Annotated in this window: 14 protein-coding genes; 7 read left to right on the top strand and 7 right to left on the bottom strand. The window is 71.2% G+C overall.

The window, feature by feature from the left end; all coding sequences use genetic code 11:
• Nucleotides 1–115: 115 nt before the first annotated feature.
• Nucleotides 116–823, top strand: coding sequence for a type 1 glutamine amidotransferase domain-containing protein (locus FHR37_RS10670; RefSeq protein ID WP_092884418.1), 708 nt, complete (start codon nucleotides 116–118; stop codon nucleotides 821–823).
• A 57-nt stretch (nucleotides 824–880) separates the two neighbouring features.
• Complete coding sequence (locus FHR37_RS10675) at nucleotides 881–1417, top strand: LOG family protein (protein WP_092884416.1); 537 nt, start codon at nucleotides 881–883, stop codon at nucleotides 1415–1417.
• Nucleotides 1418–1426: 9 nt separating this feature from the next.
• Here the strand turns inward: FHR37_RS10675 and FHR37_RS10680 are convergent, their stop codons facing one another.
• Complete coding sequence (locus FHR37_RS10680) at nucleotides 1427–2059, bottom strand: class I SAM-dependent DNA methyltransferase (RefSeq protein ID WP_237768876.1); 633 nt, start codon at nucleotides 2057–2059, stop codon at nucleotides 1427–1429.
• Nucleotides 2060–2300: 241 nt separating this feature from the next.
• On the opposite strand from FHR37_RS10680, the gene FHR37_RS10685 reads away from it, so the two are divergent.
• The 4 genes from FHR37_RS10685 to FHR37_RS10695 are packed head-to-tail and all read left to right on the top strand — an operon-like array spanning nucleotide 2301 to nucleotide 5855.
• A complete protein-coding gene (locus FHR37_RS10685; protein ID WP_237768875.1) occupies nucleotides 2301–3035 on the top strand; it encodes a hypothetical protein in 735 nt (244 codons plus the stop codon).
• Nucleotides 2954–3271, top strand: a complete 318-nt coding sequence (locus FHR37_RS33055) for a hypothetical protein (protein ID WP_330831733.1) — start codon at nucleotides 2954–2956, stop codon at nucleotides 3269–3271. The genes FHR37_RS10685 and FHR37_RS33055 overlap by 82 nt, the downstream gene beginning before the upstream one ends.
• Nucleotides 3272–4174 (top strand): carbohydrate ABC transporter permease, encoded by a 903-nt coding sequence (locus FHR37_RS10690; RefSeq protein ID WP_237768873.1) that lies wholly within the window; start codon nucleotides 3272–3274, stop codon nucleotides 4172–4174.
• A 10-nt stretch (nucleotides 4175–4184) separates the two neighbouring features.
• Nucleotides 4185–5855, top strand: coding sequence for an extracellular solute-binding protein (locus FHR37_RS10695; RefSeq protein WP_092884409.1), 1671 nt, complete (start codon nucleotides 4185–4187; stop codon nucleotides 5853–5855).
• Between the two features lie 145 nt (nucleotides 5856–6000).
• On the opposite strand, the gene FHR37_RS10700 is transcribed toward FHR37_RS10695, so the two are convergent.
• Nucleotides 6001–6921: a hypothetical protein gene (locus FHR37_RS10700; protein ID WP_202818153.1), complete on the bottom strand. Its 921-nt coding sequence runs from the start codon at nucleotides 6919–6921 to the stop codon at nucleotides 6001–6003.
• Between the two features lie 145 nt (nucleotides 6922–7066).
• On the opposite strand from FHR37_RS10700, the gene FHR37_RS10705 reads away from it, so the two are divergent.
• Entirely contained in the window at nucleotides 7067–8167 is a 1101-nt protein-coding gene (locus tag FHR37_RS10705; protein WP_139239028.1) for a CobW family GTP-binding protein, read from the top strand.
• An 88-nt stretch (nucleotides 8168–8255) separates the two neighbouring features.
• On the opposite strand, the gene egtD is transcribed toward FHR37_RS10705, so the two are convergent.
• From egtD to FHR37_RS10730, 5 genes are all read right to left on the bottom strand, one after another.
• Complete coding sequence (gene egtD / locus FHR37_RS10710; RefSeq protein WP_237768872.1) at nucleotides 8256–9239, bottom strand: L-histidine N(alpha)-methyltransferase; 984 nt, start codon at nucleotides 9237–9239, stop codon at nucleotides 8256–8258.
• 186 nt (nucleotides 9240–9425) lie between these two features.
• Complete coding sequence (gene egtC / locus FHR37_RS10715) at nucleotides 9426–10154, bottom strand: ergothioneine biosynthesis protein EgtC (RefSeq protein ID WP_092884403.1); 729 nt, start codon at nucleotides 10152–10154, stop codon at nucleotides 9426–9428.
• Between the two features lie 12 nt (nucleotides 10155–10166).
• Nucleotides 10167–11540, bottom strand: a complete 1374-nt coding sequence (gene egtB, locus FHR37_RS10720) for an ergothioneine biosynthesis protein EgtB (protein WP_092884401.1) — start codon at nucleotides 11538–11540, stop codon at nucleotides 10167–10169.
• Nucleotides 11537–12850, bottom strand: coding sequence for a glutamate-cysteine ligase family protein (locus FHR37_RS10725; RefSeq protein ID WP_092884399.1), 1314 nt, complete (start codon nucleotides 12848–12850; stop codon nucleotides 11537–11539). The genes egtB and FHR37_RS10725 overlap by 4 nt, the downstream gene beginning before the upstream one ends.
• Before the next feature lie 281 nt (nucleotides 12851–13131).
• Nucleotides 13132–13941: a hypothetical protein gene (locus tag FHR37_RS10730; protein WP_139239027.1), complete on the bottom strand. Its 810-nt coding sequence runs from the start codon at nucleotides 13939–13941 to the stop codon at nucleotides 13132–13134.
• Between the last annotated feature and the right edge of the window lie 94 nt (nucleotides 13942–14035).

A 14035-nucleotide genomic window follows, 5' to 3' on the forward strand; every position in this document is an offset into this window, starting at 1 on the left:
GCCTGATTCGCCGAGGCCGGGTGATCAGCCGGCCGGGTCCGACCCCCCCGTGCTGGGCTTCGGGCGGCCCCCGGGGTCAGGATGGGGGGTAGACCGCGACGGCTGAGGAGACACCATGACCGCAGCACTCATCGTGATCAGCGGCGCTGACCACTGGACGTTGAAGGACGGCACCCGGCACCCCACCGGCTACTGGGCGGAGGAACTCGTCGTACCGCACCGGACGTTTCGGGCGGCCGGGCTCGACATCACCCTCACCACCCCCGGCGGGGTGGCCCCGACGGTGGACCGCTCGAGTCTCGCTCCCGACGCCAACGGCGGCGAGGACGGCGCGGACGCGATGGTCGCCTACCTCGCGACCATCCAGGACGAACTCAGCCATCCGGCCAGGCTGGAGGATGTCGACCCGGACGGGTACGACCTGGTCTTCTACCCCGGCGGGCACGGCCCGATGGAGGATCTTGCCGTCGACGAGGCGTCCGGCCGGTTGCTGACCAGGGTGCTGGACAGCGGGGTGCCGCTCGGCGTGCTGTGCCACGCTCCGGCCGCCCTGCTGGCGGCGCGCAGGCCGGACGGCAGCTGGCCGTTCGCGGGCTACCGCCTCACCAGCTTCACCGACGCCGAGGAGGCCAAGGTCGGCCTGGCGGAGAAGGCGCCGTGGCTGCTGCAGGACCGGCTGGTGAAGGAGGGTGCGCGGTTCGTGGGCGCGCCGCCGTTCGCACCGCACACGGTCGTGGACCGCAACCTCTACACCGGCCAGAACCCCTCGTCCTCCGCCGAACTCGCCGAGGAGCTGCTGCAGGCGGTCCGCGTCCACCGCTAGCGCTCGCGGTCCGAAGATGACCGAAGGTGCCGCGCCGAGCCGCTACCGTGAGGGCACATGCGGGTATGTGTGTTCTGCGGCTCCTCGCCGGGACGTACGGAGATCTACCGCCGGGCCGCGGCCGACCTGGCCGTCCTCCTTGCCCACAAGGGCATCGGCCTGGTCTACGGCGGGGGGAATGTCGGCCTGATGGGGATCGCGGCCGACGCCGCCCTGGCCGCGGGCGGTGAGGTGATCGGCGTGATCCCCGGTCACCTGGTCGCCCGCGAGGTGTCGCACGAAGGACTGTCCCGGCTGGAGATCGTCGACACCATGCACGAACGTAAGGCGCGGATGGCCGACCTGTCCGACGCGTTCGTGGCGCTGCCCGGCGCCGCGGGGACGCTGGACGAGCTGTTCGAGATCTGGACGTGGTCCCAGCTCGGCCTGCACGACAAGCCGATCGGCCTGCTGGACGTCGCGGGCTACTACCAGCCGATGCTCGCCTTCCTCGACCACATGGTGGCCGAGGAGTTCCTGCGGCCGGCCTACCGCGACGCCCTGGTCGTCGAGACCGACCCGCGCGTGCTGGTGGACCGGCTGAGCAACAGGTAGGCAGCGCCGTCAGCCACGCCGGGCGTACACGAACAGCTGCGTCTCCGGGTCGGCCTCTGTGCTCGCCGGCGCGTACGTGTGGTCACGCACCTCCAGCACCTCGAACCCGGCGTCCTCCACGACCGCGCGCAGGTCTGCCCGCGGGTAGCCGGTCAGGCGTACCGGAGTGCCGAGGAACGAGAGCTCCACGTCGTCGAGATCGGCCTCGACCATGGCCAGCGCGAGGTGGCCGCCGGGCTCGAGGAGCGCGTGCAGCAGCCGCAGGGTCGCCGCCACCTCCGCACGCGGCAGCATCAGCAGCGAGAAGAACGCCACCGCCCCGGCGTACGGGCCCCAGGAGCCGTCCAGGTCGGTGACGTCGGCCCGGTGGAAGGTCGCCTCCGGCACCGCCTCCCGGGCGAGTTCCAGCATCCGTTCGGAGATGTCGATGCCGGTCACCCGAAGCCCCGCGTCGGTCAGCTGCCGGGCGGTGGGGCGCCCGGTGCCACAGCCCACGTCGAGCACCGGCGCGCCGGGTCGGAGCCGGGCGGCCAGCCAGTCACCCGCCTCGCGTTGCCCCTCCTTGTGGGGGAACACCTCGTCGTAGTGCGCACCGATCAGGTCGAACGCACGGGCCTGCGCGGCCGCACGGTCCGCGCGCACCGCCGGCGTTGCACGCGTTGCGGGCGTAGGGCCGCCGTCCGGCGGTGGGGGAGTCACGGTCATGGCTTCGATCCAACCACGGGGACCGCGGACGGCGTACCCACAACGCGGGTGCCGATCTTGGCAGCATGTCGGCCGGGTTTGCCCAACGGGCACGCGTGGTTGACGTCGATGGGGCGCGATCGATCCACTTGCACGTGGCAGTTCGCCAGCCAGACCTCGACGACGACACCGCGCGGAGGTGGGGGCGACGGCGACCCAGGTCCGAACCGACCGGCCGGGCACCGTGCGTGCGGGCCGGCCACGGCCCACCCGTTCGGTGTGGGCACAGATGTGGCGCGAACGCTGGATGTACCTCTTCATCCTTCCGGGCTTCCTGTACTTCGTCGTCTTCCGTTACCTGCCCCTGCTGGGCAACGTCGCGGCGTTCCAGGACTACTCGCCCTACCTCGGTTTCAGCGGCAGCTCCTGGGTCGGCCTGACGAACTTCGTCAACCTGTTCACCGATCCCGACGTGGCCATCGCGTTGAAGAACACGTTGGTGATCAGCCTGCTGCAGATCGTCTTCGCGTTCCCGGCGCCGATCCTGCTGGCGTTGTTGCTGAACAGCATCATGAGCTGCCGGGTCCGCCGCTTCGTGCAGTCGGTGGTCTACCTGCCGCACTTCATCGGCTGGGTCATCCTGATCTCCTTGTGGCAGGAGATTCTCGGCGGTGCGGGCCTTGTCAACCAGATCCTGCAGTCCTTCGGCGCGGGCCCGATCGACTGGATGTCCAACCCGGAGACGTTCAAGCTGCTGGTGGTGGCCCAGGTGATCTGGAAGGAGATCGGCTGGGGACCATCATCTTCCTGGCCGCGATCACCCAGATCGACCCGCAGTTGTACGAGGCGGTGGTGGTCGACGGCGCCAACGCGTGGCGGCGCATCTGGCACGTCACGCTGCCCGGCATCGTCAACGTCATCGTGCTGCTGCTGATCCTGCGCCTGGGCAGCGTGCTGACCGTCGGGTTCGAGCAGATCCTGCTGCAACAGCCCGCGGTGGGCGCCGACGCCGCGCAGGTCCTGGACACGTTCGTCTACTACCGCGGCGTTCTCGGCGGCGACTGGGGACTGTCCACCACCGTCGGTCTGGTCAAGGGGCTCATCGGCACCGTGCTGGTGATCGGGGCGAACCGGTTGGCCAAGCGGGCCGGCACGGGAGGGGTGTTCTAGATGGCGTCGACGACGATGCGCCCACCCTGGATGGAGAAACCGTCGGCGGTGGCACAGACGGCGAAGACGGTCGTGCTGGTTCTGCTGACCGTCGTGATGCTGGCGCCGTTCGTCTACGTGATCGCGGTGAGCTTCTCCTCGCCACAGGACGTGCGGGAAGGCGGGCTGATCCTCTTCCCCGCCAACCCCACGCTGGCCGCGTACAAGGCGGTGCTCGGTGGCAGCAGCGTGGTCGGCCGGTCGTTGGTGGTGAGTCTCGGCGTCACCTTCGTGGGAACGACGCTGAGCATGGCGATGACGGTGCTGATGGCGTACGGCCTGAGCCGGACCCGGGAGGTGCCGGGCAGCAGGTTCATTCTCATCCTGGTCCTCGGCACGTTGCTGTTCGGAGCGGGCATCATCCCGAACTTCCTGCTGGTGAAGCAGCTCGGCCTGCTGGACACCTACGCGTCGCTGATCCTGCCCGGCGTCATCAACGCGTTCAACCTGGTGGTGATCCGCAACTTCTTCATGGAGATCCCCATGGAGCTGTACGACTCCGCGCGGATGGACGGCGCCAACGAGCTCCAGATCCTGGTGCGGATCGTGCTGCCGCTGTCCAAGGCCGTGATCGCGGTGATCGCGTTGTTCTACGCGGTTGCGTACTGGAACGAGTTCTTCAACGCCCTGCTGTACCTCAACGACACCGCCAAGTGGCCGGTCCAACTGGTGCTCCGGCAGTTCGTCCTGGAGGGCTCGCCGCTGGCCGATGCCGTACGGCAGGAAGCGAACGCCCAGCCGCCGCCCGCGCAGACCGTGCAGATGGCGATCGTGGTGCTGGCCACGGCGCCGATCCTGGTGGTCTACCCGTTCGTGCAGAAGTACTTCACCAAGGGCGTGCTGACCGGCGCCGTCAAGGGCTGAGGGGCCGCGGATGCAGGAGCTGAGGGAGGGGCTGAGCCGGCGGCGGTTCCTGGCCGCGGCGGGACTGGGTGCCGCGGGCGCCCTGGCTGGGTGTTCGGGCGAGGCGGCCGGCGGCTTCCGGCACAGCCACCCGCTGCGGTTGCCGCTGGAGGCACCGCAGCCCACGGTGCGGGGCGCGATCCCGAGCGGGGTCGACGGCGTGCCCACGGCGTACCGCCGGTTCGTCTCCCCGCCGTACCGCTCGGTGCACACCACACCCGGAAGCGGCGGCCCGGTCACGACGTTCCAGATCCTCTACGGCCCGCCGCCCACCCCGCTCGAGCACAACCCGTGGTGGCAGGAGCTGAACCGCCGGCTCGGCGTGGAGATCCGGCCGACGCTGGTGCCGGACGCCAGTCTCGGCGACAAGCTGCAGACCACGATCGCCAGCGGTCAGCTGCCCGACCTGACCTACGTCCACCTAGGCCTGGCACCCGCCGCGCTGCGGGTGATCCGGCAAGGTGCGTTCACCGACCTCACGCCCTACATCGGCGGCGACGCGGTGAAGGAGTTCCCCAACCTCGCCCGGCTTCCGTCGTACATGTGGCGCAACTCCTCCATCGAGGGCGGCATCTACGGCGTGCCGCGAGTGATCCCGATCGTCAACGGTCAGATCGGCTTGTACCGCAGGGACTGGGCGCGCAAGCTCGGCTACCCCGACCCGCCGGCCAACGCCGACGAGGTGCTCGAGCTGTTCACCGCGTACGCCAAGGGCGACCCGGACGGCAACTCCCGCGTGCAGACGTGGGGTTTCGGCAACGTCGACACCACCCTCGTCCAGCAGATGTTCGGGGTGCCGAACGTGTGGCGCAAGGATTCGAACGGCCGGCTGGTCAACGCCATCGAGACCGACGAGTTCGAGGAGGCGCTGCGTTTCCTGTCGAGGATGTGGAAGGCCGGCGTCTACCACCCCGACGCGGCGACCATGCAGTTCCAGAAGGTGCAGGACCTGTTCATGTCCGGGCGGACAGGTTATTTCGCGCAGGGGTACATCCCGATGTTCGGCCGCACCGGCACCCGCGGCGGCCTGCGCAAGACCCAGCCGCACGCCGACGCCTACCCCCTGCTCCCGCCGGGCCACGACGGCGGCAAACCGCGGATCTTCCAGGGACCGGGGTACTTCGGTTTCATGGCGATCCCGTCGAAGGTGGGGGAGAACACCGAACGCGCCAAGGAGTTGTTGCGGGTCCTGGACTACTACGCCGCGCCGTTCGGCAGCGAGGAGTACGTCTTCATGACGTACGGCATCGAGGGCCGGCAGTTCCGCTACGACGGACAGGGCAACCCGGTGAGTGTCGACGACGACCGGGTGGCCAACTGGAGCACGCTCAGCTACATGTGCCAGACGATGGAGAACGCGTTCTACTACCCGGGCGCTCCCGAGGACGCGGTCCTCGCCCAGGACATGCTGAAGAAGGCGGTCCAGCTGTCGGTGCCCAACCCGACGCTCGGCCTGGTGTCCAACCTCGCGATCAGCCGCGGCGCCGCGCTGTCGCAGTACAACTCCGACCGGCAGACCGGGATCGTCACCGGCCGGGAGCCGATCCGCGCCCTGGCGGAGTGGCGGAAGGGCTGGCGCGAGCGCGGCGGCGACCAGATCCGCACGGAGTACGAGGAGGCGCTGGCCCGGCTGAGCGGCTGAGCGGCTGAGCGGCTGAGTTGCAGTGCGGCTGAGTTGCAGTGCGGCTGAGTTGCAGTGCGGCTGAGTTGCAGTGCGGCTGAGTTGCAGTGCGGCTGAGTGGCAGTGCGGCTGAGTGGCGATGCGGTTGAGCGGCTCGGTGGGCCTGTCAACCCTCGCTTGCCGAGGGCGGCGGTGTCGGCGGATTCGGATTCGGAGGTGGTGGCGGCGGAGACGGCGGGCCGCCGATCACGTCCTTCACGTTGTCCCACCAGGTGCGCCGGTCGGCGGGATATCTCGCCCGGGACCGGGCGCGCCGCCGCGAGTCCTCCGCGTCCAGGCGGTGTGCCCAGGGTGAGTTGGGCTTGGCCAGCCGGAACGCTGCGATCATGGCCACCAACGGTACGAACACCCCGATCAGGCCGGTGCTCAGCTTCCCCTTCGCGATGGCGACGAGGGAAAAGGCCAGGTTGGTCGCGATCGCCACGGCCGCGGCTGCTGTCCCGGTGGCTCCGGTGGTGTCCAGCGGGCTCGCGCCGAGCAACAGCAGGATCCCGATCGTGGCGGCCACCAGCACGGCGTCCACCGAGCGGCGGCCCTCCCGGGTCCAGTACACGTCCTCCAGGTAGAGCCACAGCGCGAACTCGTCCAGCGTGAGCGCGGCGCCGGCGGCGAAGATCACCGCCACCACCTGCTGGGCCGGCGGCTCCGGCCGGTAGGCGAACTCCGCGGTGGCAGCGCCGATCATCAAGAAGATCCCGTAGACCGCGTGGTGAACGTGGACCCCGCCGAGCTGGGTGTCCCGGAACGGCCCGCGCCCGGAGCGGATCAGCCGCGTCACCGTGCGGGTCACCATGAACGTGACGAGGAACGAGACCAGCATCCAGAGCACCGTCTCGCGCCCGCCGAGCGTCAGCCTGAGGTCGACGTCCGCGGTGGGCGTGTGCACGCTCACCGCTGCCGGTCCGCCCGGCCGGACCGGCACGCCCGCCTGCGCCTGCACGTCTGCCCACGCCGGCACGCCCGCCTGCGCCGGCACGCCTGCCCACGCACGCAAGCCCGCCCACAACGCCACGCCTGTCGCGATCATGGCCCCCCGCCTCGCGTCCAGGCTATTGCCGCGGTCGGTGTGCCGTCGCGCCTTGCGTGGCAGTGGACGTCGCTGGAAACTGAACCCATTGCCGTCCGACACTTTTCGAGGCGGCCCACGACGCAAGCCCGGGCTGGAGGTGCTCATGACCGAACGACTGCCGGTCAACGTCGTCGCCTCGATGGACGGCGTGCTCCGGCAGACCGCCGCCTCGGCGGTGCTGTGGGACTTCCCCCGCGGCGTCGTCGTGCAGCACGACCTGGCCCGTACCGGACACGACGACCTGCTCCACCGGCTCGTCTACGACGTCGGGGGAGTGCTGGAGGACACCGGCGTCCCGCTCGACCACGCCTGCCTCAGCTGCGCCCTGCGCGAGGATGTCGTACCCACCGTGGTGCGGCTCGCGCGCAGCGGACGCTGGGACCGCATCGTGGTGTCCCTGCCGGTGACCGCCGAGCCCGGTTTGGTGCGCGATGCCCTGCGCGGGTCCGTTGTCGGCGGAAGCCAGGTTGCCGATCTCGTGACGTTCGCCGGGGTCCTGACCGTCGTCGACCTCAGCCGGCTGGTCGACGACCTGTTCGGTGACGACCTTCTGGCCGAGCGTGGCATCGCCCTGACCGACGACGACCGGCGTGCGGTGGGCGAGGCGCTCGCGCACCAGATCGAGTGCGCCGACGTGGTGGCCACCCGCGCCGACCGGGTGCCCGACGCCCGCGAGCTCGCCGTGCTCCGCCATCTCACCGCGCCCAGCGCGGTGTGCGCCGACCTGCACAACCTCGACCTGGCCCGCACCCTCGACCGCCCCGCGCGCGGCTGCGGCCCCCAGCGGGGCGACTACCGCCGGGCCGCACCCTCCGGCGCCGCCGACAACCACGGCGTGTGGACGCTGGAGCTCACCTCGTGGCGGCCGGTCCACCCCGCGCGGCTGCACGACCGGATCGGCGAGCTCGCCGGCGGGCGGCAGCGCAGCCGCGGGTGGTTCTGGCTGCCGACCCGCCCGCACGCGGTGTGCGGCTGGGACAACGCCGGCGGGCAACTCAGCATCGGCACGGTCGGCCGGTGGGAGGCCGGTGACCGGCAGACCCGGATCCTGGTCACCGGGATCGAGGACGTCCAGGAGCAGGTGCGGGCGGCCTTCGACGCCGTGCTGATGACCGACTCCGAGCTCGCCCGGGGGCTCGACCACTGGGAGCGGCACGACGACGGCTTCTCGCCGTGGCTCGGCGACGACGACCGCGCCGCCTGAGCCCGGCTTCTGAGCCGGCCTGAGCTGCTCCCTGTGCTGCCCGCCTGAGCCGGCCTGAGGTCCGAGCGTTTGGCCGACCCCGGCGCGGTCAGTTGGGCGCGGCCAGGGAGAGCGCGAAGTCGTCCTGCGGGTCGGTCCACCACGCCTCGAGCGTGAACCCGGCCTCGGTGAGCTCGCGCTCCACGACCTCGCGGCGGAACTTCGCGGAGATCTCGGTGCGCATCTCCTCACCCTCGGCGAACTCCACCGTCAGGTCGAGGTCGGCGACCCGGACCGTCTGCGCCTTCCGTGACCGAAGGCGCATCTCGATCCATTCCTCCTCGGCGTTCCACACCGCTATGTGGTCGAACGCCTCCGGCTCGAAGTCGGCGTGCAAGGAGTCGTTGACGACCCGCAGCACGTTGCGGTTGAACTCCGCCGTCACACCGGACGCGTCGTCGTAGGCCCGCACCAGCCGCGTCAGGTCGGTCACCAGGCCGGTGCCGAGTAGCAGGCGGTCGGCCGGCCCCAGCCCGGACCGCACCGCGCCGAGGAAGCGGGCCCGCTGTGCCGGTGCGAGGTTGCCGATCGTGCCGCCCAGGAAGGCCACCAGGCGGGTGCCCTCCTGCGGGAGCAGTCCCAGGTGGCGTTCGAAGTCGGCGATGACGCCGTGCATGGCCATCCCGGGGTAGTCGGCCCGCAGGGACTCGATCGCACCGAGCAGGGCGCTCTCACTGACGTCCACGGGCACGTAGCGGGCCAGCCGGCCGGTCGAGCGCATCCCGTCCAGGAGCAGCCTGGTCTTGGTCGAGGAGCCCGATCCCAGCTCCACCAGGGTGTCGGCGTCGGCGAGCTTGGTGATCTCGGTTGCCTGGGCAGCGAGGATCGACTCTTCGGTACGAGTCGGGTAATACTCCTCCAGCGTGGTGATCTGCTCGAACAGCTCACTTCCCCGCGCGTCGTAAAAGTACTTCGGTGGAAGGGTTTTCGGCGTCCGGCTCAGGCCTTCGGCGACGTCGTGGGCGAGGCTCGCCTCGAGGTCGGCGGCGGTGAGGTGGCGGGTGATCTCCGGTGCTTCACGGGAAACGGTCACGCGGGCCTCCATCGTCGGGCCTTCGTCAAGGCGAACTTTCGGTGCGTATCTCGGTGCGTACGTCTCGGTGCGTACATCTCGGCGCGAACGTTCCTGAGCCGGTCCTGCCGGCAGGACGCACTCCGTCAGGGCAGGGTTTCGCCGGTTGCGCGGCCTTTGCCTGGTTGGGGTTTCGTACCACCGGCACTACAGCGAGGTGACCACCACACCATGCCGGTCGACCTCCACCAGGGACCGGGGCGGGACCGGTGCCCAGGCCGGGTCGTCGTCGCAGGGTTCGGAGGCCAGCAGCACACCGTCCGCGGTCTCGTGCACGAACAACGTGTCGCCGTACGTCGTGCCCGCGACGCGTTCGCCGTCGCCGGCCAGCAGGTTGAGCCGGCCACCGCCCAGCTCGGCGACCTCGCGGGTGACCCGGGCCAGCCCGTCGCCGAGACCGCACCCGCTCTCCCAGCGGGCCACGGCGAGTCCGAACAGCAGCGCGGAGTCGACCGGGGCGAGCGCGTCCGGCACCCACGACACCTCGTCCCGCAGCGCCTTGCGGGCCAGCGGTAGGTCGCCCAGCGCGCCGTTGTGGCTGAACAGCCAGCGCCCGTGGGTGAACGGCGCCGCTCCGGACTCCTCCGAGGGGTAGCCGGGCGTGGCCGAGCGCACCGCGGCCACCACGCAGCCGGCGTCGACGGTGGGCGCGAGGCTGGCGAAGGACTGGTCGGCCCACATCGGCTGGGCCCGCCGGTAGCGGACGGGCTCGGACCGGCGGGGGGTGTACCAGCCGACCCCGAAGCCGTCGACGTTGATGGTGCCGTGTTGCTGCCGGCGTGGCGCGTACGCCTGCACTCCGAGGGAGTACGGCGGGTCGAGGACCAGCTCCTGCAGCGTACGTGGCTGCCCGAGATAGGCGAGATGACGACACATGGGACCTCCCTCCTAGGCGTCTCGGGCACAGCGGAACCCGGCGAAGATCTGCCGCCGGATGGGGTAGTCCCAGTTGCGAAAGGTTGTTCGCACGGTCACCGGGTCGCTGGCCCACGAACCGCCGCGCAGGACCTTGTAGTCGTTGCCGAAGAACACCTCGGAGTACTCGCGGTAGGGGAAGACGCAGAACCCCGGGTGCCCGGTGAAGGCGGTCGAGGTCCACTCCCAGACGTCGCCGAGCATCTGCCGCGCGCCGACCGGCGACGCCCCGGCAGGGAACGATCCCACCGGTGTGGGGTGGAAGCGGGTCTGGCCGAGGTTGGCGTGCCCCGGCCCGCCCGGCTCGTCACCCCAGGGAAAGCGCCGCTTGACACCGTGCACCGGGTCCCACGAGGCGGCCTTCTCCCACTCCGCCTCGGTGGGCAGCCGGCGCCCGGCCCAGCGGGCGTAGGCGTCGGCTTCGTACCAGCACACGTGCTGCACCGCCTCGTCGCCGACGAGCGGCTCCAGCCGGCCGAAGCGCCGGCGCAGCCAGGTCTCGCCGTCGCGGACCCAGTAGGCCGGTGCCCGCTTGCCCGACGCGCACCGCCACTGCCAGCCGGCCGGGTCCCACAGCCTCTCGTCGTCGTAGCCGCCGGCGTCCACGAACGCGCGATAGGCGGCGTTGCACACCGGGGTGGTGTCGATCCAGAACGCGGGCAGCGACACCGTGTGCGCCGGGCGTTCGTTGTCCAGCGCCCAGCGGTCGGTGGAGGTGCCCATGACGAACTCGCCCGCCTCCACCAGCACCTCCGGTGCGAGCACCTGGCGATCGTGCGGCGCCGGCGCCTGGTCGGTGGGCGGGAAGACCGGTTCACCGCGGCGCAACTGGTGGGTGGCCAGCATCGTCTCGTCGTGCTGGTGCTCGTGCTGGATCACCATGCGGTAGACGAAACCGGCGTCCAGCAACGGTTTGTCGGGGGAGAGCCGGACCGACTCCAGTGAGTCGAGCACCTTGCGGCGAACCAGGTCGATGTAGCCGCGGGCCTCGGCCGGGCTGAGCAGCGGCAGCGTGGGCCGCTCCGACCGGGGATGCTCGAACGCGTCGTACAGGCTGTCGATCTCCGGACGCATGGGATCGATCCCGGCGGCGGCCCGCAGCAGCCACAGCTCCTCGTAGTTGCCCACGTGCGCGAGGTCCCAGACCAGCGGGGACATCAGCCGGGAGTGCTGGGCCACCAGGTCGGCCTCGTCCAGGACGTCGGTGGTGAGCCCGAAGCTGCGCCCGCGGGCGCGTTCCAGCTCCGCGGCCACCAGCGACTTGAACTCGCCGGGGTCCACGTGGTCGTCGTCGGCGAGCAGGGCGGCCGTGCGGGCGGACGGGCGGAGGTCTGCGTACTGGCTCATCGGGACTCCTCCCGGTCGGAATCGGACGTGAGCGGGTCGGTGCCGTCGTCGGCCGGACATCGGCCCCGGTCGACGTAGCGGAGCCGGTAGTCGTCGACGAGGTTGACCACGGCGCGCTCGGCACCCTGCCGGTGCAGCACCTCCAGCGCCACCTCGAAGCAGCACCGCGCGGCGTGGGCCAGCCCGCGGTGGTCCAGCCCGTCGCGGGCGGCGTTCCACCAGGCCTCGACGACCGGCTCGGTGGCGGCCAGGGCGCGCTCGCCGGCCCGCGGATCGTCCACCAGGGCGGTCAGCACCGCCATCGGGACCGGCCAGTAGGCCGCCGGCACCACGTCGAGGTAGCGGATCTCGAACCACCCGCGTGGGCGGACCGGCGGGAACAACGTCGTCAGGTGGTAGTCGAGGTCCTGCGTGGTGGGCGAACCGTCGGTCCCGTGGGCGACGTGGCCGTTGGCGATGCCGTCCACCCGGCCGTTCCCGACGTGCCCGTTGCTCCCGGCGTGCCCGTCGTGCCGGGCGTGCCCGTCGTCCGGGTGCAGCCACTGCCGGAACGTCAGCCCCGGGTCGCTGCGCCACCCGTCGCCGTCCCGCCGCATCATCAGCGGTGCGTCCAGGGCGTAGTCGGCCCAGGCGGCCACCGGGTCGGGTCCGTGTGGCGAGCGGGTACGCCGGGGATCCAGTCGCTGCCACACCGCCTGGCGGGCGGACTTCCAGCCGGTCTGCCGGCCGGCGAAGCGAGGAGAGTTGGCGAACGCGGCGACCAGCGCCGGGCCGATCGCGTGCAGGATCCGCCACCGCCGCGCGATGTCGGCGGCGTCGGTCCCGGCGTCCAGGTTGACCTGGACGGATGCGGTCGAGCACATCATCAGCCGGCCTTCGGGGCCGCGCCGGTCGAAGTAGGCCTCCATCGCGTCGTAGCGCGGATGGGACAGTTGCCGGCGGGGTTCGCGGAAGGGGTCGATGGCGGTCCACAGCAGCCGCAGGTCGAGTGTGGCCAGGGCCGCGCGCAGGTGGTCGATGTCGGCCTGCAGAGAGGACCAGCAGGCGGTGACTCCGGGGGCGGGAGCTGAACTCAGCTCCACCTGGCCGCCGGGTTCGAAGGTGACGGTGCTGCCGCCGGGCGGAGGCCCGGCCTGGTCGAGCGTGGTGCGGAGCAGGTCGAGAGGGACGAGCTCACGCGGATGATCTGGGGAGACGACGAGCCATTCGATTTCGGTGCCGACCGTGGTGGGGGGCCCGGTCTTGAAGCAGATCCGCCCGATGTGGCCGTGCACCGAATCACACGAGACGACCTCGGCAGTGTCCGTCATGGGTTTCTCCTGCGGTCGTCCGACTGCGGGTCGCGCCGGATTCGTGGTCATGTTCGAACTCCGATCCTGGCGTGCCAGTCCCTCGATGAAAAGCTACTGAGGTCCATGTCACATTGGGGACAGCGTCGATCAAACATCTACCAAACAGCACCGACACTGGCCGAACGCGGGCGAAAGCGGCTTCGAACCCACGCGGGCTGCCGAGCGAACCAGCCTCGGGTCGCATGTCCACCCCAGGGCGCCGCGGGTGTGGTCAGGCCCCGGGCGCCGCGGGTGTGTGGTCAGGCCCCGTGCGCCGTCCGGCTTCCCCGGCGGCTTCCGGTCCCGGCCTGGGACCGGCTGTGTGGCCTGCGGGACCCGCTGCTCTGCGGGCGGGTGCGTGAGCGCGCCCGGGTGCCCGCACGCCGCCCACGTGCCTGCTCCTCGCGGGCGGCCCGCAGCCGCCGGTTGAGGACGAACGAACCGACCGCGACCAGGCCGGCCACCGGCCAGTCGACCACGCCGAACGCGGCGGCCGCCGCCAGCCCGCCGTACCACAGCATCCGGCCGGTCTTCTCGTCGATCGTGACCTCGGGCAGCGACGGCAACGACGGCAACGAGGGCATGGACGGCAGCGACGGGGTGGGCAGGTTCTTCGGGGCGTGCACCTCGGGGAGGTGCGCGCGGCCGGCGACCTCGGGCAGCCTGCTCAGGCCCGACAGCCCGGGTAGCCCGGACAGACCCGGCAGGCCGGCGCCCCGGGTGCGGGTCGCGGCGGTCTTCCGGGTGGTCCGCCTGGTCGCGGTGCCTCCGGTGGCCGTCTTCCGGGCCGCCGTCTTCCGGGTGGTGGTCTTCTTCGCGGCTCCCTTGGCGGCGGCCTTCTTGGCAGTGGCCTTCCGCTGCGTGCCGGCCGCCTTCCTGGTGCCGGTGCCGGTGCCGGTGCGCGACGTGCGGTGTTCCTCCGGGTGCGGTGCCCGCTGACCCGGGATGGCGGGGCTCGTGGTCCGCTTACCGGGAGCCGTCCTGCGCGGGGCACGCTTGCCGGCCGGCTGTGTGCGGCCGGTCTCCTGGCGGGTGCCGGATCCGGTCGGGTTCCCCTGCGTCTCGGTCATGTCCATCCCCCCTCGCGACCCGATTCTTGGTGCGCGGCCACCATCGGGCGTAGTGCCGAAGGTCCTGCCCGCGGTGTGCCGGGAAGGCTGTCCG

Source organism: Actinopolymorpha cephalotaxi (genome assembly GCF_013408535.1).
GTDB classification, from domain to species: domain Bacteria; phylum Actinomycetota; class Actinomycetes; order Propionibacteriales; family Actinopolymorphaceae; genus Actinopolymorpha; species Actinopolymorpha cephalotaxi.

Coding starts and splice junctions, on each gene's coding strand:
- FHR37_RS10705 (WP_139239028.1), top strand. CDS start 7,067: ATGACCGAACGACTGCCGGTCAACGTCGTCGCCTCGATGGACGGCGTG.
- FHR37_RS10725 (WP_092884399.1), bottom strand. CDS start 12,850: ATGACGGACACTGCCGAGGTCGTCTCGTGTGATTCGGTGCACGGCCAC.
- FHR37_RS10690 (WP_237768873.1), top strand. CDS start 3,272: ATGGCGTCGACGACGATGCGCCCACCCTGGATGGAGAAACCGTCGGCG.
- egtC (WP_092884403.1), bottom strand. CDS start 10,154: ATGTGTCGTCATCTCGCCTATCTCGGGCAGCCACGTACGCTGCAGGAG.
- FHR37_RS10730 (WP_139239027.1), bottom strand. CDS start 13,941: ATGACCGAGACGCAGGGGAACCCGACCGGATCCGGCACCCGCCAGGAG.
- FHR37_RS10700 (WP_202818153.1), bottom strand. CDS start 6,921: ATGATCGCGACAGGCGTGGCGTTGTGGGCGGGCTTGCGTGCGTGGGCA.
- egtB (WP_092884401.1), bottom strand. CDS start 11,540: ATGAGCCAGTACGCAGACCTCCGCCCGTCCGCCCGCACGGCCGCCCTG.
- FHR37_RS10670 (WP_092884418.1), top strand. CDS start 116: ATGACCGCAGCACTCATCGTGATCAGCGGCGCTGACCACTGGACGTTG.
- FHR37_RS10695 (WP_092884409.1), top strand. CDS start 4,185: ATGCAGGAGCTGAGGGAGGGGCTGAGCCGGCGGCGGTTCCTGGCCGCG.
- FHR37_RS10675 (WP_092884416.1), top strand. CDS start 881: ATGCGGGTATGTGTGTTCTGCGGCTCCTCGCCGGGACGTACGGAGATC.